Origin of the sequence: Bradyrhizobium jicamae (assembly GCF_018130695.1) — a bacterium.
Classification (GTDB): Bacteria; Pseudomonadota; Alphaproteobacteria; order Rhizobiales; family Xanthobacteraceae; genus Bradyrhizobium; species Bradyrhizobium jicamae_B.
Genome location: NZ_JAFCJX010000012.1, coordinates 217,870 through 240,896 on the forward strand (window position 1 = coordinate 217,870; position 23,027 = coordinate 240,896).

Consider the following 23,027-nt stretch of genomic DNA (forward strand, 5'->3'; position numbering starts at 1 on the left):
GCCATGAGGGTGTTGTTGCCCCTTGAACCGCTCGACCAGACGACGAGGCAAACCACGGCCGACGGCGCGCCGGCCGTGGAGGTTCTCTCCGCCGAGAAGGTGTTTGCCAACGGCGCGCGCGGATTGGCGCCGATTGATCTGTCCATCGCCGACGGCGAGTTCCTGACCCTGATCGGTCCGTCCGGCTGCGGCAAGAGCACACTGCTCAAGCTGATCGCCAACCTCATCGAGCCATCCGACGGCCGGTTGCTGTGGTGGCGCGGTGATTTCGCGCAAGTGGGACAAGAAGGGCGGCGCCTCGCCTTCGTGTTCCAGGAGCCCACCTTGATGCCCTGGGCCCGGGTCGAGGCCAACGTCCGCCTGCCCCTGGAGTTCGGCAACATGCCGCGGGCCACGGCGGATCCGAAGGTCGCCGAGGCCATCGCGCGCGTCGGCCTCTCCAAATTCAACCGGCACTTCCCGCGGCAGCTATCCGGCGGCATGAAGATGCGCGTCTCCATCGCGCGGGCCCTGGTCACCGATCCCAATCTTCTGCTGATGGACGAGCCGTTCGGCGCCCTCGACGAGTTCACGCGCAACAAGCTGGACGACGACCTCGTCAACCTGTCGTGGGAACGCAAGCTGACGACGGTCTTCGTGACCCATTCGATCTACGAGGCCGTGTTCCTCTCGACCCGGATCATCGTCATGGCCGCGAATCCCGGCCGCATCTTTCGCACCATGACCATCGACCAACCGCAGCCGCGCGACCAGGGCTTCCGCGACAGCCCGAAATTTGCAGTCTATTGCCGCGAATTGTCGACCTGGCTTGCCGAGGCATCGCTGCAATCGGCCGGCGGAGGCGTATCATGAAGCCGTTGTTCGAATCCGAAGCCTTCGTGCGGATTGCCGCCCCGGTGGCGGTCGGTATCGTCCTGTTCGCGATGTGGGAGGTCGGCTTTCGGCTGGCCTCCGTTCCCGTCTACCTGTTTCCAAAGCCGACGGACATCTTCGCAAGCCTCCTGCATAATGGGCCGTCGCTCCTGCGCGCACTCCTCGTGACCTTGCGCGTCACCTTGCAGGCCTTCGTGGCAGCCGTCATTCTGGGCACGCTGATCGCCTTCATGTTCGTGCAGAGCCGGGCGATCGAGGTCAGCCTGTTTCCCTATGCGGTGCTCCTCCAGGTGACGCCGGTTGTCGCAATTGCGCCTCTTATCATCATTCTGGTGAAGAATACGCAGCTGTCGCTGACCATCTGCGCAACCCTGGTGGCGCTGTTTCCGATCATCTCGAACACGACCCTTGGCCTGCGCAGCGTCGACCCGGGACTTGCAAACTTCTTTCGGATGAATCGTGCCAGCCGCTTCAAGACGCTGGTGAAGCTGCGCGTTCCGGGAGCGCTGCCATATTTCTTCGGCGGCTTGCGGATCTCGAGCGGCCTCGCCCTGATCGGCGCGGTGGTTGCGGAGTTCGTGGCGGGCACCGGCGGCCGCTCGTCGGGGCTTGCCTATGAAATTCTCGATGCGGGGTTTACGCTGGATATTCCCCGGATGTTCGCAGCGCTGTTCCTGATCACGCTGACCGGAGTTCTGTTGTTCGCGGCCATGGTCGCTTTGTCGCAATGGGTTTTGTCGGACTGGCACGACAGCGAGACCAGGGCCGAGGCATGACCGCCATGCTGATCGACAACGCCGCCGGCATCTTCACCGGCCTGCCGGGGGCCGCCATGCGCGCCGCCGGCCAGATCCGCATTCGCGACGGCGTCATTGTCGAGATCGGCTCACTGGAGCCGGAGCCGGGCGAGCAACGCCTCGATGCCGAAGGCGGGGTGATTTATCCCGGCCTGGTCTCGACCCATCATCACCTGTTTCAGAGTGTGTTGAAGGGCGTACGCTCCGGCATCGACCTGCCGTTGGCCGGTTGGCTGCGCGCCGTGCCCTACAGGTTCTGGTCGAAATTCGACGAGGAGGCACTCGCCGTTGCAGCCCGGATCGGGCTCGCGGAGCTGCTGCTATCGGGAACGACGACGGTCGCCGACCATCACTACCTCTTCAGCGACACGTTCGGCTTCGATCCTGCGCAGGTGATCTTCGAAGTGGCACGCAGCCTTGGCATCCGCCTGGTGTTTTGCCGCGGTGGCGGCACCACGGCGCGCCACGTCGATACCGACAGGTTTGCAGCGATGCCGGTCGAAACGCTCGACCGCATGCTGCAGTCGGTCGAGGCCTGCGCACAGCGCTTCCACGATGCGTCCCCGAACGGTCTGTCGCGCGTCGCGCTGGCGCCAACCACGCCGACCTGGTCGCTCGATCCCGGCGAGCTGCGCGAGGTCATTGTCGCGGCGCGCCGCATGGGCGTACGTCTCCACAGCCATTTGTCTGAAACCGCCGACTACGTCGATTTCTGCCTGTCGGTGCACGGCAAGCGGCCGGTGCATTGGCTGGCCGATCATGGCTGGCTCGGCGAGGACGTCTGGTTCGCGCACCTCGTGCATCTTGACGACGACGAGGTGCGGATTCTCGCGAGCACTGGCACCGGCATGGCCCATTGCCCGCAATCCAACTGCCGCCTCGGCTCCGGCGTCGCGCCGGCCGATGCGATGGCGCGCCTCGGCGGTGCGGTCTCGCTCGGCGTAGACGGGGCAGCCTCCAACGAGGCTGCCGACATGCTCTGCGAAATGCACAGCGCCTGGCACACGCATCGCGCCGTAAAGGGGGCAGGTGCCGTGACGGCCGAGGACGTCGTGCACTGGGCGACCGCGGGCGGCGCGCGCGTGCTCGGCATGCCTCACGTCGGCACGCTGGCGCCGGGGCAACAGGCCGACATTGCGATCTTCAAGCTCGATGACATCAGGCATTTCGGAATGCACGATCCCCTGATCGCGCCGGTCACCTGCGGCGGATCGGCTAAGCTTCGCTATCTCTTGATTGGCGGCCGGATCGTCGTCGCAGACGGCGCCATTCCAGGCCTCGACCTGCAAAAGCTCAAATCGGATGCCGCGCGTGTGGTTACGCGCCTGGCCGCCTGATCGTGGAGGATCATCATGTTGAGCACGAAGCAGCCCGTGCTGCGCCGGTTCTGGTACGCACTGATGCCGCTCGATCACCTCAAGGATGGACCGAAGCCGTTCACGCTGCTCGGCGAGCCGATCGTCCTGTTCCTCGATGCCAGGGGCGAGCCCGCCGCCCTGGAGGATCGATGCTGCCATCGCACGGCGAAGCTGTCGAAGGGCTGGTGCAACAACGGCAACATCGTCTGCGGTTATCACGGGTGGGAGTACGATCGCGACGGCAAGCTGGTCATGATCCCGCAGTTTCCGTTCGAGCAGCCGGTCCCCGATGCCAAGGCGCGCTCGTTCCGCGCAAAGGTCCGCTACGGCTATGTCTGGGTTGCGCTCGACGAGCCCCTGAGCGACATCCCGGACATCCCGGAGGATGGCATGTCAGGCTATCGCCGCATCAACCAGTTCTACGACAAGTGGAATACAGCCGCGCTCCGGCTGATGGAAAATTCCTTCGACAACGCCCACTTTGCGTTCGTGCACAAGGGGACCTTCGGTGACATCAATCAGCCGAAGCCGGAAAAGTATGAAATCATCGAGAACGAAACCGGCTTCGACGCCGAGACCATCATCACGGTTCGCAATCCACCCAATGCCTACAGGATCACCGGGACCAAAGAGCCGATGACCAGGCGGCATCAACGCAACAAATGGTTCATGCCGTTCTGCCGTCGTCTGGACATGGAATATCCGTCCGGCGTCCGGCACATCATCTTCAACTGCGCGACGCCGATCTCGGACGGTCAGATCCAGGTCGTTCAGCTGTTGTTCCGCAATGACAGCGAGGCGGACTGCTCGACGCAGGAGCTGATCGATTGGGACGCCGCGATCATTGCCGAAGATCGCGACATGCTCGAATCGACTGATCCGGACGCTATCGTCGATATGGGCCGTAAGATCGAGATGCATATGCCGTCGGACCGTCCCGGCATGATGATGCGGAGGCGCCTGCTCGATCTCCTTCGGCAGCATGGCGAGGAGGAGCGGCCGCGCTGATCGTTGGCCTCTCGCCGCCGGCGGACAATTTGCCGGACGCTACCGTAGCCAAGTAAGCCCCGAGATGATGGGTATCCGGGCAAAAAATTGCGCTGCGGACCATCGTTCTGAGGTGCGTCGGAAGATCTCACGCTCGCAAAGGGGGTCAACGGGCCCTTGGAGTTCTATTCGTTGAGCGGCACAGGGTCGCCTCATAGACTTGGGCTTCATAGGAATCCAGCAGAGGTCTTCTCCTGTCGTCGAATGCCACATAGTGCGGCATGTTGATGTGGTTCTCCAGATCCTTCAAGGTCTCCCACGTCTCGAAGACGAACATCTCATCTGCGTTCTCCAACGAGGGATAGTGGGAGTAGGCCAGATTTCCCTTCTCTCTCCTCGTGTTTTCGACGTTGTCCATCACAAAGGACAGGAGCTCATCCCGCTTTCCGCGCTTGAGAACATATTTGACCGACACGACTATGGTCATTTCGAAACATCCTTTCGAGTAGCGCCGTCGCATTAGGCGAGAGCGTTGATATTGGGATTATTGAATTGGCGCAGTCAACGCGCGTGTTCGCCGGCCTCAAGCCACTGCATAGAATTGTTGTTCGGGGAATAGATAGAGCTTGAGTATCACTCAAGGGGCCCACAAAAAAACTCGTTTGCCAGCTCCAACCTGCTTTGACCATCTCCGGAATGCCAATCGAGCCACTGATAGATCCCGCCGTTTCGATTGGTCGCAAGACACTGCAGGTGAGGGGAGCGCAATTTGAAGAAGATCGGCTTGATTGCTGGCGTCCTGGCCAGTTTGGCGCTGTTTTCAACCGCATGGGGCCAGACCAAATACGGGCCCGGGACATCGGCTACTGAAATTCGGATCGGCAACACCGTGCCATATAGCGGCCCCGCATCAGCCGTAGGTGCAATTGGGAAGGCCCTCGATGGCTATTTCGCGATGGTCAACGAAGGGGGCGGCGTGAACGGTCGGAAGATCCAGTTCATCAGCCTCGATGATGCCTATTCGCCGGCGAAGGCGGTCGAGCAGACACGCAGGCTCGTCGAAAGCGATGAAGTGTCTTTCATGCTCGCCAATACCGCCACGGCAAATATTTCCGCGACGCAGAAATACCTGACGATCAAGAAAGTCCCGACCCTTTTCGTCGTCAGCTCGGCGTCGAAATGGAACGACCCGGAGCATTTCCCATGGACGATGGCCTTGCCCTGGCAACCGCCATACGGAGACGAAGCCAAGATCTACCTCGATTATCTGAGATCGAAAAAGCCCGACGCACGCATCGCCATCCTCTACCAGAACGATGACGCCGGAAAAGAATATCTGAAGGCAACAAAAGAAACGCTCGGTGCTGCCGCAGACAAAGTCATCGCGGGCGCAGTGTCATTCGAGGTGTTGGATCCCACGGTTGACTCCCAGATCCTGACATTGCGCGCAACCGGCGCAGACGCACTCATGATCTACGGGGTAACCCCCAAGGCCTGTTCGCAGGCTCTGCGAAAGCTGCACGAAATCAGTTGGCAGCCGATCCGCTTCATTGCATCGAGCTGTGCCAATCCGGACGCAGTTCTCAAGCCCGCAGGGCTCGATGCCGCGGATGGCATCATGACCATCATGGCGTTCAAGTTCCCCGTCGCCGGCGAAGCGGACGATGCTGCGGTCAGCGAATACGAGACATTCATGAGCAAATATGTCCCGGGCGCCAATCCGTATGACACCTTCAATGTCTATGCCTACTCCCTCGGGCAGGCCACGATCGACCTTCTCAAGCGGGCCGGAGACGATCTCACTCGAGAGAACATCATGCGTGTTGCCGCGAGCATGCATGACGTGAAACTTCCGCTCCTGCTTCCAGGCATTTCGCTCAACACCAGCCCGACGGACTACCGGCCGTTGCGCGATGGCTTCATGGCCGAATTCAAGAACGGCCGCTGGAACGTCTTCGGAGACGTGATTCGATCGAAGTAACGAGCTGCGTGCGGAGACTTCAAGCCCCTTGCCGACAATGACGACGCTCAACTGGCGCATCGATCTCTTGCTCCGCAACCGATACATGGGCGTAGGCGACCGCAACGCGCACGGCGCCATCGCCTACGAACCCGCACGGCACCGCGACCGAGCCGCGTGGCTTCACTCAAGTCTTTCCGAACGGAGAGCAAAAATGACTGCGTGCGGTCTTCACCGGATGCTTACGATGCTGAAGAGGGCAGTTAGCCGATCTGGCGAGGAAACATCCCAAGCAGGTGCTGACTCGTCTTCGCAGCTCTATTCTATACTCTTTTTCGTCTTGGGCTTGCGGGCATCGAGTTCAATCCACTTGCGCTTATAATTTTCCTGAATGAAGGCACCAGTCCCGTAGATATGATCGCGCATCTTGGCTTCAGCACGATAGGCGTGGCCGGAGCGGATTGCTTCGAGAATTTCATGATGCTGCTGATGCACCAACTTCAACCGCTCGTAACCCGCAGTGTCGTTCCGATCAAACCAGTGCACTACCTGAGCCGATGCCAAGGGTATCCTGGTTACCCGATCAGTCGCATCAATCAAAGCAGTGTTGCCAGTCGCTAGAATTATGGTTCGATGGAAACGCGAATTCATTAGGCCCCAAGGTCGTCGCCCCTCCTCGGATAGATGGCCGATCGACAAGATTCTATCGCCGTCCGCGACAACAGCGGACAATTCCGCATCGATTTCACGACTCAGTCCCTTTTCAGCCAACAACCGCGCAGCCAAGCCTTCTAAGCTCTCGCGAACGACATAGGCGTCAAGGATCTCTTCCATCGTAAAGCCGCGCACGGTGTAGCCACGGTTCGGCCGATACTGCAGCAGTCCTTCTTGGTCGAGCACGACCAGCGCTTCGCGTATTGGAGTACGCGAAACGTTCAACATCTCGCTAAGCGGTACCTCCTGCATGTGGTCACCTTCGGAGAAGGTCCCCTGCAAGATCATATCGCGCAATCGATCGACTACGGTCTTTTGACGAATTGTCGACATGGCCTATGCTACTGCTTGCCCCTAGCCTCTACGCGACCAAATAAGGAAAATAGCTGACATTCCTTCGATTCTCCAGCAGACGGCCTACCTTGCCGTCGAAAAGTAACGCTTGAACTCCTGCCAAGGCCCGATCACATCGGACTGAAACTCCGTTGCATTATGCGCAAACGGCGTGATGGCAAGCGGGTAGCGAGTTTCGAACATAAACGATAGTCCGCCCTCAAGCTTTTGGGGCTTAAGCTCCGCCTCTCGCCCCATCTCCAGCGTTGTCACATCAGGTCCGTGCGGTGCGTAGTTGTTGTGAATTGACAACCCACCCGGTTGAAACCCCCCTGTCTTGCCTTGATGCATGCCCTTGATCAGCGTCACGACCTCGCAGACCGAATTGCGGTGAAAGCCCGGTGGCCGAAAGCTGTGTTCGGAAACCAACCAGCGCGGTGGCAATATCATCATGTCGACATTCGGCCCGCCAATGGGATCGGCGGGCGAGGTCAACGCGCAAAAGATCGAAGGATCCGGATGATCTACTGATACTGTGCCGAGTGCCACGAAGTCTTCCGCGTTGTACTTCAACGGAGTAAGACTACCACGCCAAGCTACGACGTCGAGCGGTGAGTATGCCGTCTCCGTCGCCCAGAGATTACCAGCGAACTTTTGCACCAGTTGAAATGTCCCGTTGCGATCCTCGTAAGCAGCAACAGGCGCCATAAAGTCCGCAGCGTTGGCGAGGCCATTAGATCCGATCAAGCCGAGCTCCGGCAAGTGGAAGGCCAAACCGAAGTTCTCGCAGACGAAGCCGCGCGAGGCTCCCTGCAAGAGTTCGACTCGGAAACGAATTCCTCGCGGTATAACCACGAATTCGCCCGGCACAGCATCCAATATTCCCATTTCCGTCGGGATACGCAGCTTACCGGTTTGCGGCATTACGATCATCTCACCATCGTTATTGGCGAAGATGCGTTCTGTCATCGAACGATTTGCTCGATAAAGGTGTATGGCGACGCCTGTATGAGCCATCGGATTACCCGCACCACACATCGTAGCGAGGCCATCTATAAAGTCAGCGGGCTCCCCGCTAACCTCAAATGGATCCCATCGCATGTTGTTTGGGAGAGGCGGCTCTTCAAACGGCGGTGTACAAATCAGCTTGTTGTCGATTCTCCTGTACTTCGGCGCCTGTACCGATGGGTGAATGCGGAACATATAAGTACGTCGGTTGCGCGACCGGATCGCAGAGAACGTCGTTCCCGAGATCAACTCGCTATACAAACCATAAGGCGCCTTTTGGGGACTATTCTGACCGCGTGGCAGCGCTCCTGGCAAAGACTCCGTCTCGAATTCATTCCCGAAGCCTGACATATAAACGAGGTCGCTATCGATCCTCGCACTTGGAGTTGTAGCGGCACGGTTGCTTTCGACGGCGATACTCATGGTTTGGACTCCATAGAAGGTAGGGTCATGATCGACTTTATTCGTCTTTCGCAGCTCAGTCTTCCGGCGCAATTTCTACGGACATCCGATCGTGATCGTCCTGGATAATTATTTGACACGACAGTCGTGAATTTGCGGCTCGGGAATCTGACGCATCCAAGAGGCCGTCCTCGTCTTGACCGATCGCCGGCAATCTCTCTGAATACTGTGGCTCCACAAAAACGTGGCAAGTGGCGCAGGAACAGCTTCCACCACACAGTGCCTCAATTTCGTGGATTCCGGCGTTTCTGATCGAATGCATGAGGCTGACTCCGAGCTCCGCATCAATCTCGTGGCGCTCGCCAGATCGCGTCATTACGTAAATGGTCACCATCAACTACTCCCGGTTGGCTAAGCGGCTTACACGGCGATTGCGCCGACGTGCCTAGTAATAGCGGACGGCGGGATCCCCGCTTGCCCGTCGTGAAACAGCTTCAGAACAGGTGGCCCGACGTGTCGGGCGGCGGCGATTCGTTTAGGCAAGCCGCCACCATCTGTAGCAATCGCGGAAGAGTGCCCCACTCGCTCGCCATGAGCACGACCAACTTAGCCAGAAACAGCTGCTCCCCTTGCGGTCCAGCCGCGTCGATGGCCTGTGCCAATTCGTCGTAAAATTGCTCGAGGTCGCCGAAAGCAAGTGCACTCATGTTGATCTCATTGAAGACAAGATGCATTAGCCGCCGTCGCCTGAACGTCAGCAAGATCGCCAACTGACAGAATTGTTCGAATCACATCCTTCACACGCCGTTTTGAGTTAGCGGTCCACCGGCTCGCCACGTGTTGGTCGGGTCGCAGAAGATAAAGCGCCGACTGCGATGCACCCCACCGTCGTGCGACGTTGCCTTCTACGTCGTGGATCACGGCATCTGCACCCGTCGGCGCTTCGCTATCTGAATCGATGACCGCTAGAAGCCTGATCGGAAGACCAGATGCCTTTAACTCAAAGACGTCCTGTCGGGCGTTGGACCAAAGCGTCTCATCCGAACCGAAGAGCACCACGTTAAATGCCGACGATAAGCTGTCGAAGAGGAATGGTGTTTCAGGGGTGCTTGGGTTGGTTCGCGCATTTAGAGCGGGAGCTCCCGAGCTCGGGCCCGCGTTAAACTCACAATCAGTCTCGTCAATTATCGATAGCACGCTATCGGCGTAGTCAATCGGGCGAGAAGTTCTCCAGTGCAACAAACCACGCGCAAATTCATGATCAAGCGACAACGAAAGAATTGCATGCTGCATAAGTTTGAAGCCCCGCGTGGGCGGAGCGACCATACGCGTACTGCGCGAAGCTTCCTGACAGATTTGTTGGGCGTCGGCTAAGCGCTCAGACGTATAAGTATCGACTATTTTGGGAGCAGCCTGCCCCCGAATGACGAATGCGAGTTTCCACGCCAAATTTATCGCATCTTGAACGCCGGTGTTCATTCCGCGCACGCCGAAAACCGGTAAGAGATGCGCGGCATCCCCAGCATATATAACCCGACCGTGATTATACTTGCTGAGGGTCAATGCATTCGGCTTGTAGAGGGTTACCCACTCAACCTCCCACGGCTGGGCGATGCCAATGTAATCCAGATGAGCCTGCATCTGCGCCCGAAATCGCTTTGGATCGAGCGCTTCATCGTCCGAAACGTCGTTCGGCACCTGATAGTCTAACCGCCAGATGTTTGGATGAAGCATGTGCATGATCACGGTGCGACCGGGCAGCCATGGGGTATCAAAATAGCAACGACGGCCCGGCGGTGCATCAAGCTCGATGCGAATATCACCGATGATGAACCGATCCTCGAACGAATTTCCCTCAAATCGCAAATTCTGAAGTTTTCGAACAGCAGAGCGAGCGCCATCGCACGCCACCAACCAGTCTGCTTTCAGTGCGTACTCTCCTGCGGGCGTATCAAGAAGCAGGTTGACGCCTCCTGGATCATCAAATTCGAGTTCGACTAACTTGGTTTGAAATCGCAGGTCTACTCCGACTGCAAGAGCGCGTTCCACGAGTATTTTTTCCATGAAACACTGCGGAATATTTGTCAGGGGTGAAAACTTGTCATCGCTAACAACAGGTATTTCAAGTTCGTGTACAATGCGGCCGCGATAATAACTCCGCCCCTTGTTCCACAGGATCGCATCTCGGAGAAACTCTCTTGCGACGCCGGCTTGCTCAACGATCTCCATGGATCGTCTCGTGAGCGCGGCGGCGCGACTGCCACCGCTCACCTGAGCTTTGGCATCGACGACGATGCTCTTTATGCCGAAAGCAGCCAACTGGATTGCAAAGATCAGGCCGATCGGGCCCGCGCCAACGATAGCAATCGGATGCGATTCTTGCGCACCTGGATTGTCCATCTCACTTGGTCGAACAAAGGGATAGATCTCATAATCGAAATAGCTCGATTTATGAGGAGTTGTGTTCGGAGTGTACATGGTGATTGCTTCACGTATTGAGCAAAGACGTCAGTTTCCTGCTGTTATGCGAGCTCGACGTCTAACGGAACTTTGTCGTATGTCCGCAGACAATTGTTTAGCCTGATTGTTGGTTGCTCACGAAGCGACAACGACCGAATTCGCTTCACCAAAGCATTGAGCAACGCATCTGCCTCGAACCGTGCGATCATTTGCCCGATACATCGATGAATACCTGATCCGAAACCCAAGGGGAGCGCTGATTGCTTTCGATGCAGATCGAACGCATCCGGCCTGTCCCACTTACGCTGGTCGCGATTGGCGCAGCCTGGAAACAATTGAACCTTGATATTGGGAGCTAACTTGCGCCCTTCGAATTCGATTTCATGCGTCGTAGTCGTGCGAAAGAGCGTACGGGCTGATGATTCCAATCGGTGCGCCTCTTCAAAGGCATTTTTCAGAAGTCCCGCATCACTCTTGACCATGGCCCACTGATCGGGATTCTCCGCTAGGAAGCGGAGGGAGCTGCAGATCACGCTAATTGTCGTGTCCATCCCCCCCGCAAGAAAGACCGAAGTAGCCCAGCCGAACTTCCTTCAGGCAATCTTCCAGCCTCCTCGGCCTCATAGATCAGCTCGCCGAAGCCGTTCGGCAGCATCGCCTTACGTTCCTGCTGAGCCTCGTACCACTGAGCTACCTTAGAAGCTTCGACAAGACTCTGGTCGTAGAGGTCGTTCTTTGGACCCAATGTATTGAAATTGTGATGTCCAATAATCCGAAGCTTATCCACGTCGGGAATAACACCCAGCGCCTCTGGCCCAACCTTGAAAACGAATGGTTCCACGAGATCGCTCATCGCATCAAACGATGTGCGCTTCGCGAGCAGAGCTTCGACGAGAACGTCCGCGTCGCTCTCAAATTTCTCTTTCCAAGTTCGCGTGATCTTGGGTGAAAGAATTTCCGTTAGGACCGCTCGGGTTTGCGTATGAACCGGCGGATCGACTTCGATGATTGGGCTAGGAACGCGCCAGGAGCCGCGACTTCTTATGTCTGAGAGACTAGCGCCTCCCGAAGAAGGAAATCTCACAGGGTCATCGAATACGGCCCTCGTTTGATCGTATCTGGCGACACCATAGGTGCCGTACTGCGATAACCAGAAGATCGGACCAGCTTCTCTCAAATCATCATAGAAAGAGTATGGTTCTCGAATGACGTCGCGGTCGAATGGATCTCTGTCGATCACCGGCAGCCGATCAATAGATGGTTGTTCGATCACCCTCTCCTCCCTTGAAATCATTGAGCTCAACCTCCGGCTCGGTAGAGCAGCGGGGTGCGGCGGGCTCTTTCATACGCCGTTCCGGACACGACAGCAATAGAATTGCATACATAAAAACGAGATAGATATTTTAGCGTAGTAAAATAATAGTAATTAGAGTGAGATATAAAGCCATATGCGCTGTATGCAAATTCTGTCAGTTGCTAATTTTGTAGATGGTGAGGTCAATATGCAATTCAGTTTGCATACATGAGATCGCCTTGCTTCGGATTTTTAGGGCCAATCACCGAAATGGATCCACGAGGGCAATCGCGCGGGCCTTGCGGCTTCGCTGATGGGAAGACGATCGGCCCGAAGACATCCCGGGCGCCGGCCGCGAAGCGGTTGACGCCGGGGCGGGGATGCTCAAGCAATCGGACGAAGTTTTCTGCGAACGGTGGGGCGAGAACCCTACGACCAGCACTTCTGCGGCGAGGAGTTCTTCCGGCAGCGGCCGGCGGTCGATCGTTTGTCCACGGTCAAGCCCAAGAACGTAACGTTCCTGACCAGGCGAAGCTGCTAAAGCGCGCGCGAGAAATTCCCGCGGCTGGCGCAGCCCAACGCGGTGCCGTTGCGCTCGTGGTCTGGATCACGTCGTCGATGCTAGAGATTGTCACCATTTACGATAGGCGGCTGTCGCCGGCTCTCAGCGGTCGCGATGATTGGCGTGATTTGGGCGCATCGGGCAGGCGTGCTTGAAGGGTTGCCGCAAAGGTCAAAGCTCCAGGGCGTTGCGGATCAGAACGAATAGATTTTCGATTGCCGCTTGATCGGGGATTGACCGTTCTGGAAAATCTAGTCGTTGCGAGTTCCAGTTGTAGCAGCTGAATTCGAGCATGCTCATCAGGGCCGATGCTGCGATCTCGGCATCAAGCGTGGCGCATTTGCCGAGGGCTTGCTGTTTGCGAATGCGGAACGCGAAGCGTTTAATGCCGTTTTCACGAACCTGCCGCCATAGCGCGGCGATTTCGGGATTGATCATGCCTATCTCGAAAAGACTGGCTACGACCCCGTAATATTGCTGATATTTGGACCAATAGAGCTCTGTGGACGCTCTTATTGCTGCGCTTGCGTCCTTTTCGAATTCCGCTGCTTTAGGGCTATCAGCGAGAAGATCGCTAAAAAACTCGTCGACACATGCAAAGAAGATTTCCTGCTTATCGGAAAAGTACCGGTAGAAAACGCCAACGGCCTTGCCCGCTTCGCTGCAAATGTCGGTGATGCGAGCGTTCTGGAAGTGATCGCGGCTGAACACGATCCGCGCTGCTTCTAACAGCCGCGCGCGCGTGACTTCCGACTTGCGACGACTGCTGCGCCTTGCTGCAATGAGGTTGGCCATGGTGAAGCCGTACCCCAATTTCCGACTGCTCTCAACAATGTTCGGCTAGACCATTTGTGAGGACTAGAACGTCGCGTTCGATCGCGTGAGCAGTAAACGCATATCGATTGTCATCGAGTTTCCAGAATGCAGTGCGGATGGTATCGCCAGGTAACACGGGGGCGCTGAAGCGGACGTCGAAGCGGCGCAACTTTGCCCCGTCATAGCCGGTGATCGTCCGAATGAAAGCGTGGCAGGCGACGGCATAAGTGCAGGCGCCATGTAGGATGGGGCGGCTGAATCCTGCTTGGCGCGCGACTTCAGGATCGGCGTGCAGCGGATTTGGGTCGTTGTTGAGGCGGTAAAGCAGAGCGCTTTGCGGCAGGGTTGGCAGTTCGCAGAGAAAGTCCGGCTCTCGCTCGGGAATTTCCGCTGGCGGCAGAGCGCGGCCGGTTTGGCCGCCGAACCCGCCATTGGCGCGAAGCAGAAATTTGCCCGTGACGATGGCGAGAAGGTCATCCGTTTTTGCGTCGCGTAGGCTCCGTTCGAAGCTGAGGACCGCGCCTTTCTCTACGCCCCTGTCCAGGATTTCCTTGATTGCCATCCGGCTTTTGACGCTGCCTTCGGCCGGCAGGGGACGGACTTGGGTGAGGCCGCTCTCGATGTGGAGCATGTGCGCAAGATCGATGCCGTTGGCGGGGTCAAACAACCAGTCGATTTCCATACCGAGGACATGCGCCATCGAAGGAAAGGCGCGCAGGTTGCGCTCATAGACATAAGCAAGTTGCCGAGGATCGAGAGGGTCCGAGCCGAGTCCGACGCTGAGCGCGTATAGCATGGCGTCGCGCACCGCATAGGTCCGGACTTGGTCCGAAAAAGGCGTAGTGATCAGGCGCGTATATTCGAGTGGCATCGGCATCTCCTCCGTCCCTGCCGGACACTGCCTTCTACCCTTGACAACAACCGGAGGCAACAATAATGAAACTGAAATCACTTTCACTTTTGGCGGATCGCATCGATGCCGCGCCATTATGGGAGAAAGCAAATGGGCGTGGCCCGACGACTTGAAGGCAGAGTTGCGCTGATCACAGGGGCGGGTAGGGGGCTCGGCGCTGCCTATGCGCTTAGCATGGCGCGCCATGGTGCCAAGATCGTCATCAATGATCTGGGTGTCGGATTGAATGGTGGCCAGGAGGAAAGTGATCCGGCTGCGGAAGTGGTGGCGGCCATCCGCGCGGGCGGCGGAGAAGCCATTATCGACCACAGCGATGTCGCGGATTTCGATGCGGCAAAGCAGATGGTCGATCTGGCGGTGGACACCTTCGGCAGTCTCGACATCCTCGTCAACAATGCAGGGATTCTGCGGGATCGCATGCTCGTGAACATGAGCGTCGAGGAATGGGATGAAGTCATTCGGGTCCATCTGCGCGGCCATTTCTGCACAACGAGCCATGCCGCCACCTATTGGCGTGACCGCGCGAAGAGCGGTCGCCGCGATAGCGTGGTGATCCAGACGAGTAGCATCGCCGGACTGCACGGCAATATCGGCCAGACGAATTACTCGACCGCGAAATCAGCCATTGCGACCATGGCTTATCTCAATCACCTCGAACTCAATGATCGACTCGGTGTGAGGGCCTATGCGATTGCGCCCAACGCGCGCACGCGACTAACGCTGAACTCCCCGGGAGCGGCGCACCTCGTCCGCGAAGTCGGTCCGGGCGAATTCGACTACTTTAACCCGGAGAATGTCGCCAAATTCGTCTCCTGGCTCGCCGCCGAAGATTGCCCGGCGCCTTCGGGAACGATCTACAGCATCGATGGCGACACAGTGCGCCGTTACGACGGCTGGCGCATCGCGAGCACGATCACGAACAACGGGCAACAGTGGACGCTCGACGCGCTCGACGCGAACGCGGCCACGCTCGCTAGGGGGCATGAAAGGGCATTTACGCCGCTTTCCGAAGTTCTAGCTCCGCGCTGATCCAGATCGAGAGCGCCATGCCGCAGTCACGCCCACTTCCCGAACCGACCCCCGAAACATTGCCGTTCTGGGAGGCCGCGAGGAAAAACGAACTCCACTTGCAACGTTGCGCGGATGGTTGCGGCAAGGCCTATTTCCCGCCGCGCAGATTCTGTCCCCGATGCGGCAGCCGCAACACGGAATGGTTTCGCGCCAGCGGGCGGGCAACCTTGTACAGCTATGTGATCAGCCATCGGCCCGCGCCAGGTTTCGCTCCGCCCTATGCAATCGCCGTGGTCGAACTGGACGAGGGGCCGCGCATGATGACGAACATCGTCGGCTGCGAGCAGACGCAAGATGCGCTTCGTCTCGACATGCCGCTGACGGTGGTCTTCGCGCAACAATCGGACACGATTACTCTGCCGTTCTTCACGCCGGTGACGGGAGACTGAATGATGGGCCATTCGATCGCCGTCGTCGGCGCTGCCGAGACGACCGACATGGGACGAATCCCGCATCTATCCCAAATCGGGCTGCATGCCGACGCTGCACTCAACGCGCTGGCGGATGCTGGGCTGAGCGCGTCAGATATCGACGGCGTCGCGACGGCGCACGAATCCCCCATCGCGCTATGCGGGTATCTCGGGATCACGCCAACCTGGGTCGACGGGACTGGGGTCGGCGGCTGTTCCTTCCTGATGCATGTCCGGCATGCGATGGCGGCGATCAAAGTTGGTCTGTGCAGAACGGTTCTCATCACCCACGGTGAAAGCGGCAAATCGGGGATTGCGACGACGCCGTTGCCGATCCCAGTTGCGGGATCGCTCGAGGGGCAGTTCGAAGCTCCCTTTGGCGCTGTCTGGGCGCCGACGATCTTCACGGTACCAATGCTGCGCTACATGCAGCGCTACGGTGTGACCGAAGAGCAGCTCGCCTTAGTGCCGGTGATCCAGCGGGAGTGGGCTGCCCGCAATCCGCGCGCGACAGCCAAGGACCCGATTTCCATCGGGAACGTGCTTGAGTCCCGGATGATATCCTATCCGTTCCGCTTGTTGATGTGCTGTCTCGTCTCGGACGGTGGCGGCGCGATCATATTGACCTCGGCGGATCGTGCGACGGATTTCGAACGACCTGTCTATATCGCCGGCGCGGGGGAGAGTGCCGAGACGACGATGATCAGTCAAATGGCTGACTTCACCACGTCGAGCGCGTTTCGCGTCTCGGGCCGGCTGGCGTTCGAGCAGGCTGGCATAAGTCACGCGGATGTCGATCACCTGATGATCTATGACGCGTTTGCGCATCTTCCGTTCTACGGCCTGGAGGATCTGGGCTTTTGCCGACCGGGCGAGGCGGCGGCGTTCATTGCGGAACGGCACACCGCGCCTGGCGGGCGATTGCCGACCAACACCAACGGTGGCGGGCTCAGTTATGCCCATTCGGGCATGTACGGAATGTTTGTGCTGCAGGAATCGATACGCCAGATGCGCGGCGTCGCGCCCGCCCAGGTGGAGGGTGCGAAAATATCGGTAGCTCACGGCGTCGGCGGCTGGTTCTCCGCGAGCAGTACGATCGTTTTCACGAACGAGCGCTCGTTGTGAGGCCAATCACGACCAACGTGCGTGCATGATTTAGTGGTCGGATAGCCGGATAGGGCGACGGCGCACCGGTCCAAATCGGATCAGCCGTCGATGGGATGGTCAATTAGAAAAAGCCCGTTGGGAGGATGTCGATGCGAGCCAATGATTATGGCGACATTTGTGCACGTCTGACCGCCCAGGGGGCGCCCTTTGAAGTCGCATTGAAACGTTTTGGGGATCAGGAACTTCTCAGCTGGAAGCGCGCGCCATCGACTCTTCGGATCATCTTTGAAAGCAGCCGCGCGCGTGGAAACAAGCCGTTCATAGTCCTCGAGGACGAGCGGTTAAGCTACGCCGATCACTACCGTCTGGTGGCGCGATGCGCGGTGGCGCTGCGCGACATCTATGGTATTCGAAAGGGGGATCGCGTAGCGATCGCGATGCGAAATCTCCCCGAATGGTCGATTGCCTTTTGGGCCATCGTTTCCATCGGCGCAGTTTCGGTGTCGATCAACGCGTGGATGACCGGAGCCGAAATGGGCTACTGCTTGGCTGACAGTGGCAGCCGGGTCTTGATTGCCGACGAAGAGCGGCTGGAGCGCTTGTCGGAGTTTCTTCCGGCTCTTGGCTTGGAAGCGGTCGTGGTCGTCCGCAAAGAAGGGGGCGCGGTGGATGACGCCGTCCCGTGGTCGCGACTGATCAACGGCGCGGCCGAGGAATTGCCCGACGTCGAAGTGAATTCAGACGATGACGCGACCATCCTTTATACATCCGGAACGACGGGCAATCCGAAGGGGGCGCTCGGCTCGCACGCCGCAAGCTGCAATAACGCCATCAGCACCCGCTTTCTCACTGCGGTCGACAGGCTGGCGAAGGGGCAAGCCATCGACAGCACTAGCCTCGACGGCACGGATGACAGCGTTCTGCTGACCGTGCCGCTGTTCCATGCCGGTGGATGCCAGAGCGGCTTGATCTTCACAATGTTCGGCGGTGGCAGGTTGGTGATGTTGCCCCGCTGGGATGGCGCGCAAGCGCTTGAGCTTATCGTGCGGGAACGGATTACTCACCTGGCCGCGGTGCCAGCCAACTATATCCAGTTGCTCGATTTGGTCGAGCGAGAACAGGCCAACGGAAAGCTGGTGACGGTCCGGTCGGTGCTTGTCGGCGCTGCGTTGCCACCCGTCAACTTGCCGGCACGTCTGCGCGCGGTCATGCCGCAAGCTGCGATCGGAACAGGTTATGGCCAGACCGAATGCACGCAGATCGCAACATTGTCGGCCGGCGGAGAATATATTGACCATCCTAGCAGTTGCGGACGTCCGATCCCAATTTGCGAGATCAGGATAGTCAACGACCAAGGCGACGATGTTGCCGCTGGCGAGATCGGCGAATTGCTTCTGCGCAGCCCGACACTTGTCAAAGGCTACATCAACCGTCCCGAGCAGACCGAGGAAGCGTTTGCGGGCGGTTGGCTGCGAACCGGCGATTTGGTGCATCTCGATGAAGAGGGGCGGCTCTACATCGACGATCGCAAGAAGGACATGGTCATTCGCGGCGGGGAGAACATCTACTGCATAGAGGTCGAGCAAGCGCTCTGCAGCCATCCCGACGTCGAGGAGGCGGCTGTCTACGGCATCCCGCACCCGGTTCTTGGAGAAGTGCCGGTAGCAACCGTTTATCTGAGAACCGCCGCGAGCGCGAGCGAGGAGGAATTGCTGGCGCACGTTTCGCGAGGGTTGGCGAAGTTCAAGGTGCCTGTCGAAGTCCATCTGGCAAACGCGCCGCTTCCCCGGAATGCCAACGGAAAAATCCTGAAACGCACGCTGCGCGCCGGGCTGGTCGATGGCACTTGATGGTCTGAATTGACCGACGGGAGTTGATCCGACATGAATTCTGAATTCACCGAGCAGACCCAATCGTTCGCGATCCGGCGGCCAGTGGCTTCGCAGCGAGGGTGCTGGACGGCAGGCAGATCTCTGACCGTGCGCTCCTATTTCGAACGCCTGCAGCGCAACCCGCACGACACGCGTCGTCGTTTCCCGAGTGACACGCCATGAATTTCGATTTCTCCGACGAACAAAAGCAGATGCGCGACGCGGCGAGACAATCTCTCGCCGAAAAATGTCCGCCGAAAGCGGTACGTGAGGTGCTGGACGGCAAGGCGACCCACGACAAGGCCTTGTGGGCGGGCCTCGCCGAGATGGGGTTTCTCGGCGTCGCGATCCCGGAAGAATTCGGCGGCGCCGGCGCCGGTCATCTCGAACTTTGCGTGATCGCCGAGGAAATGGGCCGCGCGCTGGCGCCTGTGCGGTTTTCTTCGACGGTATATCTCGCGGCCGAGGCGTTGCTCCTGGCGGGCTCTGACGCGCAGAAGCAGAAATGGCTGCCGAAGATCGCCGCCGGTGAAGCGATCGGCACGCTGGCGCTGTTCGAGGGCAAGGGCAATCCGGCGCCGCAGGGCATCAAGCTGCAGGCATCTGGCGGCACGCTCAACGGTGTCAAGAAACCGGTGCCGGATGGCGCCATCGCCGATTTCGCGGTCGTCGCTGCGCGTACCGGGTCGACCAGACGCGACGCCGATATCTCGCTTTCCTTGGTCGATCTCAAGGCCGGTGGCGTCGAGGCGCGGGCGCTGACCAACATCGATCCGACCCACGGCCAGGCCGAGTTGACCTTCAAGAATGCCAAGGCCGAGCCGCTCGGTGCTGCCGGCGAAGGCTGGGGCATCCTCACGCAGGTGCTGGATCGCGCTGCCGTCCTAATGGCCTTCGAGCAGCTCGGCGGCTCCGACCGCGCGCTGGAGATGGGTCGCGATTACGCGCTCGACCGTATCGCCTTCGGCCGTCCGATCGGCTCGTTCCAGGCTGTGAAACACATCCTCGCCGACATGTATGTCTCGGCAACGCTTGCACGTTCGAACTGCTATTACAGCGCCTGGGCGCTCTCGACCAACGCTGCCGATTTTCCGGAAGCGGCGGCTGCCGCCCGCATCAGCGCGACTCAGGCGTTCCAGCATTGCTCCAAGAACAACATCCAGGTCCATGGCGGCATGGGTTTCACCTGGGAGTCGGACTGCCACATATACTACCGCCGCGCCAATGCGACTGCAGTGGCACTCGGCAGTCTCTCCTATTGGGAGCGCCAGCTGATCGACCGCATGCGCAAGAAGAACGCGGCGTAAGGACACTTCAAGCATGAACTTCGACGATACCCCGCAGGAGGCCGCGTTCCGCGCCGAGGCGAGGGCCTGGATCGCGGCCAACGCGCCGAAACAGTACGAGGAAGAGCTGCGCAAATCCTCGCTCGGCGGTACCGTGCTGAAGAACGTCAACATCCTCGAGGTCGCAAAGGCCTGGCAGAAGAAAAAAGCCGATGCCGGCTGGGCCTGCCTGCACTGGCCGAAGGAATATGGCGGCCGCGGGTCTTCGTCGATCGAGTGCGTGATCTGGCAGCAGGAGGAAGGCCCGTTCGGCAAACTCTCCGGCATGTTCTTCATCGGCCACGGCATGTGCGGCCCGACCATCATGGCGTTCGCCGGCGAGGCGGAGAAGAAGAAATACCTGCCGCCGCTGGCCTCGGGCGAGAAGGTCTGGTGCCAGTTGTTTTCCGAGCCCGCCGGCGGCTCCGACATCGCGGGGCTGCGCACCCGCGCCGAGAAGCGGGGCGATAACTGGATCATCAACGGCCAGAAGATCTGGACTTCGGGTGCGCATTATTCGGACTACGGCATCCTGCTGACCCGCACCGATCCGGCCGTCGCAAAACACAAGGGCCTCACCATGTTCTTCCTGGATATGAAGAGCCCGGGCGTCGAGATCAGGCCGATCAAGCAGGCCAGCGGCGCGTCTGACTTCAACGAGGTCTATTTTGCCGACGTGACGATTCCGGACTCGCAGCGGCTCGGCGCCGTCAATGACGGCTGGAATGTCTCGCTGACCACGCTGATGAACGAGCGCATGTCGATCGGCGCCGGCGTCTCCACCGGTTTCCCCGAGCTGTTCGATTTCTGCAACAGCCTGATGCTGGAGGATGGCCCCGCGATCCAGGATCGCAGCGTTCGTTCCAGACTTGCGAATTATGCGGTGAAGGCGAGCGGGCTGAAGTACACCTCGATGCGCGCGATCTCGGCGCTGTCTAATGGCGAGCGCCCGGGACCGGAGAATTCGATCGGCAAGCTGGTCTTGGGCGCGATGCTGCAGGACATTGCGAGCTATGCAATGGACCTAGAAGGCGCGGCCGGTGCGTTGACCAGCGCTGACGAGGAGATCGTCAACGGTCAGTTCCAGCAGATGCTGCTGACTTCGCCGTCAATGCGCATCGCCGGCGGTACCGACGAGATCCTGCGCAACATCATCGCCGAGCGCGTGCTTGGCTTACCTGGCGACATCAGGGTCGACAAGGACGTGCCGTTCAACAAGATTCCGACCAAGGGCCGATGATCCTCGTGTCCCGGGCGCGGTGCAGCGTGAAACGCTGCTCGTGGCGCGGGCGCCGCTGATATCGAGCAGTAGCGAACTCGCCGCCTCGGTTTTGTCGGACACTTCGTTCTCCTTCTTATTCGTTCTCGAGCGCGCGCCGCTTGGCCTCGGCGTCGATGGTTTTGGCGAGACCGGATGCCGCGATGTCCTTGCGCTATCGATTTGGTTGCGGCGCTCACCCGCGACCGGAATAGAAATTCAAATGGCGACGCGCAGCTGCGCGGCCGGTGCTGTCCGTTCAGCCGCCCCATTCGACCAATTTTTCTGCGATCTCCTTGACGGCCTGATCGTTTCCCTGTGGGTAGTGACCCACGTTGCGGATCTTGACGTCAGTACAGCGCCCAGAGGCAGCCCTAGAGTAAGCTGCAATTCCGGACGGAAACACAATCTGATCCGCCGTATAATCCATGTTCAACACCGGTACTGAGGTCTCGGCGAGGCATGCCGGGCCATCCGCGCGACTGTGATCCAAGCTCCACTGGCTCAGAAACGAACGAAAGGTCGACCAACGTGCCGTCCCGTTAGGGCCGCGGTTTATTGTTTGAGGATTGCCCCAGATCGAGCCAACTGCACGGTCGTTGGAATCTATCGTGAGGTCAAGATTGCGGGGGTCGGCCATTGTTCGATGCACCAGGAGTGCCTGATCATTCACGTTAGAAGGATCGGTATCGAAAGATGCAATGGCGTTCACCGCGCATTGCGCAATTCGACGAACGCGTGCCTGTTGCGCCGTACGGTAACGGATGAGCCAGTCCTCGTCGTATGGGGGACCATGGCGTACATCAAACATATCAAAATCCGGATCCGTCTTTGCCGGGTCGTGTTCATCGAGAACTGCGGGATCAATCATGTCCGCGAGAGTTCTTGCTCGCCCCAAATGAGCGCAAAGCAAAGCGACCGCATCGGCCGGAGGAAAGTCATCGGGATGCAGATCGATCCGACGTCCGTCAGGTGTGGTGCTGATCGTAAGTCTCTCGGCTTGCTGTTGATAGAATGAAACGAGAGAGCCGCCACCTGAGTTGCCGATCAGAACCACTTTGTGAAAGCCCTGCTGGCGTAGAAAGCGCACCCCCGCTCCGAGATCCTGAATAGCGCGTTCCATCAGCAACATAGAGTCATTACCGAGATAGCGCGTATTGAGTGCCAAGATCGCACGCCCGCGCTGTCGAAGCGGCTCCAACAAGTAATGGCCCATGAAATTGTTAGTGGGATGGATCACGAGATAGGCGACACGGCGTGCCGGCTCAGGATCTTCCCATCGACCGTAGATGCGCGGATTGCTCATCTGGATGCCGCTTTGGCTTTCCATTTGAGCCCCTTGTTTGACTTCCAAGGTGAGAAGATTGCTGATCATCAGGAAACCAGTTCGGGCGTGCGATGTTTCGATCGCGCTGCTCAGATTCATTGCGACGCAGGCTTTTGCGGAGCGCCGGCAAACTCACGCGTAATGTATGCAAATATATTAAATTCCTCAAGAAGAAAAGTAA

General features: G+C 58.8%; 22 protein-coding genes. 11 read left to right on the plus strand and 11 right to left on the minus strand.

Annotation, left to right across the window (positions count from 1 at the left end; genetic code table 11):
* The first annotated feature begins 3 nt into the window (after nt 1-3).
* Genes JQ604_RS19655 through JQ604_RS19670 form a run of 4 tightly spaced genes read left to right on the plus strand, consistent with a single transcriptional unit; the run spans nt 4 to nt 4,036 of the window.
* Nucleotides 4-852: an ABC transporter ATP-binding protein gene (locus JQ604_RS19655; RefSeq protein ID WP_212359887.1), complete on the plus strand. Its 849-nt coding sequence runs from the start codon at nt 4-6 to the stop codon at nt 850-852.
* Entirely contained in the window at nt 849-1,649 is an 801-nt protein-coding gene (locus JQ604_RS19660) for an ABC transporter permease (RefSeq protein ID WP_212359891.1), read from the plus strand. Before JQ604_RS19655 ends, JQ604_RS19660 begins: the two co-directional genes overlap by 4 nt.
* Nucleotides 1,646-3,007, plus strand: coding sequence for an amidohydrolase family protein (locus JQ604_RS19665; RefSeq protein ID WP_212359895.1), 1,362 nt, complete (start codon nt 1,646-1,648; stop codon nt 3,005-3,007). Before JQ604_RS19660 ends, JQ604_RS19665 begins: the two co-directional genes overlap by 4 nt.
* Nucleotides 3,008-3,022: 15 nt before the next feature.
* A complete protein-coding gene (locus tag JQ604_RS19670) occupies nt 3,023-4,036 on the plus strand; it encodes an aromatic ring-hydroxylating oxygenase subunit alpha (RefSeq protein WP_212359899.1) in 1,014 nt (337 codons plus the stop codon).
* A 145-nt stretch (nt 4,037-4,181) separates the two neighbouring features.
* Here JQ604_RS19670 and JQ604_RS19675 read toward each other — a convergent pair whose 3' ends face one another.
* The gene (locus tag JQ604_RS19675; protein WP_212359902.1) at nt 4,182-4,502 is read right to left on the minus strand and encodes a putative quinol monooxygenase; all 321 of its coding nucleotides are present in this window, start codon (nt 4,500-4,502) and stop codon (nt 4,182-4,184) included.
* Between the two features lie 282 nt (nt 4,503-4,784).
* Here JQ604_RS19675 and JQ604_RS19680 point away from each other — a divergent pair, with 282 nt between their 5' ends.
* Entirely contained in the window at nt 4,785-5,996 is a 1,212-nt protein-coding gene (locus tag JQ604_RS19680) for an ABC transporter substrate-binding protein (protein ID WP_212359906.1), read from the plus strand.
* A 297-nt stretch (nt 5,997-6,293) separates the two neighbouring features.
* Here the strand turns inward: JQ604_RS19680 and JQ604_RS19685 are convergent, their stop codons facing one another.
* From JQ604_RS19685 to JQ604_RS19725, 9 genes are all read right to left on the minus strand, one after another.
* Complete coding sequence (locus tag JQ604_RS19685; protein WP_212359911.1) at nt 6,294-7,022, minus strand: GntR family transcriptional regulator; 729 nt, start codon at nt 7,020-7,022, stop codon at nt 6,294-6,296.
* 84 nt (nt 7,023-7,106) lie between these two features.
* Nucleotides 7,107-8,453: a homogentisate 1,2-dioxygenase gene (gene hmgA, locus JQ604_RS19690; protein ID WP_212359915.1), complete on the minus strand. Its 1,347-nt coding sequence runs from the start codon at nt 8,451-8,453 to the stop codon at nt 7,107-7,109.
* 55 nt (nt 8,454-8,508) lie between these two features.
* Entirely contained in the window at nt 8,509-8,826 is a 318-nt protein-coding gene (locus JQ604_RS19695) for a 2Fe-2S iron-sulfur cluster-binding protein (RefSeq protein WP_212359918.1), read from the minus strand.
* A gap of 100 nt (nt 8,827-8,926) precedes the next feature.
* Entirely contained in the window at nt 8,927-9,139 is a 213-nt protein-coding gene (locus tag JQ604_RS19700; RefSeq protein ID WP_212359921.1) for a hypothetical protein, read from the minus strand.
* A gap of 7 nt (nt 9,140-9,146) precedes the next feature.
* A complete protein-coding gene (locus tag JQ604_RS19705) occupies nt 9,147-10,910 on the minus strand; it encodes an FAD-dependent monooxygenase (RefSeq protein WP_212359924.1) in 1,764 nt (587 codons plus the stop codon).
* A 44-nt stretch (nt 10,911-10,954) separates the two neighbouring features.
* Nucleotides 10,955-11,374, minus strand: a complete 420-nt coding sequence (locus JQ604_RS19710; RefSeq protein ID WP_349631119.1) for a cytochrome P450 — start codon at nt 11,372-11,374, stop codon at nt 10,955-10,957.
* A gap of 47 nt (nt 11,375-11,421) precedes the next feature.
* On the minus strand, nt 11,422-12,165 hold the full coding sequence (locus JQ604_RS19715) for a hypothetical protein (protein WP_212359930.1): 744 nt from the start codon (nt 12,163-12,165) through the stop codon (nt 11,422-11,424).
* Nucleotides 12,166-12,919: 754 nt separating this feature from the next.
* Nucleotides 12,920-13,543, minus strand: a complete 624-nt coding sequence (locus JQ604_RS19720; RefSeq protein ID WP_212359933.1) for a TetR/AcrR family transcriptional regulator — start codon at nt 13,541-13,543, stop codon at nt 12,920-12,922.
* 31 nt (nt 13,544-13,574) lie between these two features.
* On the minus strand, nt 13,575-14,435 hold the full coding sequence (locus JQ604_RS19725) for a MaoC family dehydratase (protein WP_212359936.1): 861 nt from the start codon (nt 14,433-14,435) through the stop codon (nt 13,575-13,577).
* Nucleotides 14,436-14,567: 132 nt separating this feature from the next.
* Between JQ604_RS19725 and JQ604_RS19730 the strand changes: the two genes are divergently transcribed.
* From JQ604_RS19730 to JQ604_RS19755, 6 genes are all read left to right on the plus strand, one after another.
* Nucleotides 14,568-15,506, plus strand: a complete 939-nt coding sequence (locus JQ604_RS19730) for an SDR family NAD(P)-dependent oxidoreductase (RefSeq protein ID WP_212359940.1) — start codon at nt 14,568-14,570, stop codon at nt 15,504-15,506.
* 17 nt (nt 15,507-15,523) lie between these two features.
* A complete protein-coding gene (locus JQ604_RS19735) occupies nt 15,524-15,937 on the plus strand; it encodes a Zn-ribbon domain-containing OB-fold protein (protein ID WP_212359943.1) in 414 nt (137 codons plus the stop codon).
* Complete coding sequence (locus JQ604_RS19740) at nt 15,938-17,083, plus strand: thiolase C-terminal domain-containing protein (RefSeq protein ID WP_212359946.1); 1,146 nt, start codon at nt 15,938-15,940, stop codon at nt 17,081-17,083.
* A gap of 131 nt (nt 17,084-17,214) precedes the next feature.
* Complete coding sequence (locus tag JQ604_RS19745) at nt 17,215-18,915, plus strand: class I adenylate-forming enzyme family protein (RefSeq protein ID WP_212359949.1); 1,701 nt, start codon at nt 17,215-17,217, stop codon at nt 18,913-18,915.
* Nucleotides 18,916-19,115: 200 nt separating this feature from the next.
* Nucleotides 19,116-20,243 (plus strand): acyl-CoA dehydrogenase family protein, encoded by a 1,128-nt coding sequence (locus JQ604_RS19750; RefSeq protein ID WP_212359952.1) that lies wholly within the window; start codon nt 19,116-19,118, stop codon nt 20,241-20,243.
* A gap of 13 nt (nt 20,244-20,256) precedes the next feature.
* The gene (locus JQ604_RS19755; protein ID WP_212359956.1) at nt 20,257-21,501 is read left to right on the plus strand and encodes an acyl-CoA dehydrogenase; all 1,245 of its coding nucleotides are present in this window, start codon (nt 20,257-20,259) and stop codon (nt 21,499-21,501) included.
* A 277-nt stretch (nt 21,502-21,778) separates the two neighbouring features.
* Here JQ604_RS19755 and JQ604_RS19760 read toward each other — a convergent pair whose 3' ends face one another.
* On the minus strand, nt 21,779-22,945 hold the full coding sequence (locus tag JQ604_RS19760) for an alpha/beta hydrolase (protein WP_212359960.1): 1,167 nt from the start codon (nt 22,943-22,945) through the stop codon (nt 21,779-21,781).
* Nucleotides 22,946-23,027 lie beyond the last annotated feature (82 nt).

Excerpts from the sequence above, each read along its gene's own strand:
- JQ604_RS19655 (WP_212359887.1), top strand. The coding sequence starts at position 4 with ATGAGGGTGTTGTTGCCCCTTGAACCGCTCGACCAGACGACGAGGCAA.
- JQ604_RS19660 (WP_212359891.1), top strand. The coding sequence starts at position 849 with ATGAAGCCGTTGTTCGAATCCGAAGCCTTCGTGCGGATTGCCGCCCCG.
- JQ604_RS19665 (WP_212359895.1), top strand. The coding sequence starts at position 1,646 with ATGACCGCCATGCTGATCGACAACGCCGCCGGCATCTTCACCGGCCTG.
- JQ604_RS19670 (WP_212359899.1), top strand. The coding sequence starts at position 3,023 with ATGTTGAGCACGAAGCAGCCCGTGCTGCGCCGGTTCTGGTACGCACTG.
- JQ604_RS19675 (WP_212359902.1), bottom strand. The coding sequence starts at position 4,502 with ATGACCATAGTCGTGTCGGTCAAATATGTTCTCAAGCGCGGAAAGCGG.
- JQ604_RS19685 (WP_212359911.1), bottom strand. The coding sequence starts at position 7,022 with ATGTCGACAATTCGTCAAAAGACCGTAGTCGATCGATTGCGCGATATG.
- hmgA (WP_212359915.1), bottom strand. The coding sequence starts at position 8,453 with ATGAGTATCGCCGTCGAAAGCAACCGTGCCGCTACAACTCCAAGTGCG.
- JQ604_RS19695 (WP_212359918.1), bottom strand. The coding sequence starts at position 8,826 with ATGGTGACCATTTACGTAATGACGCGATCTGGCGAGCGCCACGAGATT.
- JQ604_RS19700 (WP_212359921.1), bottom strand. The coding sequence starts at position 9,139 with ATGAGTGCACTTGCTTTCGGCGACCTCGAGCAATTTTACGACGAATTG.
- JQ604_RS19705 (WP_212359924.1), bottom strand. The coding sequence starts at position 10,910 with ATGTACACTCCGAACACAACTCCTCATAAATCGAGCTATTTCGATTAT.
- JQ604_RS19710 (WP_349631119.1), bottom strand. The coding sequence starts at position 11,374 with ATGGTCAAGAGTGATGCGGGACTTCTGAAAAATGCCTTTGAAGAGGCG.
- JQ604_RS19720 (WP_212359933.1), bottom strand. The coding sequence starts at position 13,543 with ATGGCCAACCTCATTGCAGCAAGGCGCAGCAGTCGTCGCAAGTCGGAA.
- JQ604_RS19725 (WP_212359936.1), bottom strand. The coding sequence starts at position 14,435 with ATGCCACTCGAATATACGCGCCTGATCACTACGCCTTTTTCGGACCAA.
- JQ604_RS19730 (WP_212359940.1), top strand. The coding sequence starts at position 14,568 with ATGGGCGTGGCCCGACGACTTGAAGGCAGAGTTGCGCTGATCACAGGG.
- JQ604_RS19735 (WP_212359943.1), top strand. The coding sequence starts at position 15,524 with ATGCCGCAGTCACGCCCACTTCCCGAACCGACCCCCGAAACATTGCCG.
- JQ604_RS19740 (WP_212359946.1), top strand. The coding sequence starts at position 15,938 with ATGATGGGCCATTCGATCGCCGTCGTCGGCGCTGCCGAGACGACCGAC.
- JQ604_RS19745 (WP_212359949.1), top strand. The coding sequence starts at position 17,215 with ATGCGAGCCAATGATTATGGCGACATTTGTGCACGTCTGACCGCCCAG.
- JQ604_RS19750 (WP_212359952.1), top strand. The coding sequence starts at position 19,116 with ATGAATTTCGATTTCTCCGACGAACAAAAGCAGATGCGCGACGCGGCG.
- JQ604_RS19755 (WP_212359956.1), top strand. The coding sequence starts at position 20,257 with ATGAACTTCGACGATACCCCGCAGGAGGCCGCGTTCCGCGCCGAGGCG.
- JQ604_RS19760 (WP_212359960.1), bottom strand. The coding sequence starts at position 22,945 with ATGAATCTGAGCAGCGCGATCGAAACATCGCACGCCCGAACTGGTTTC.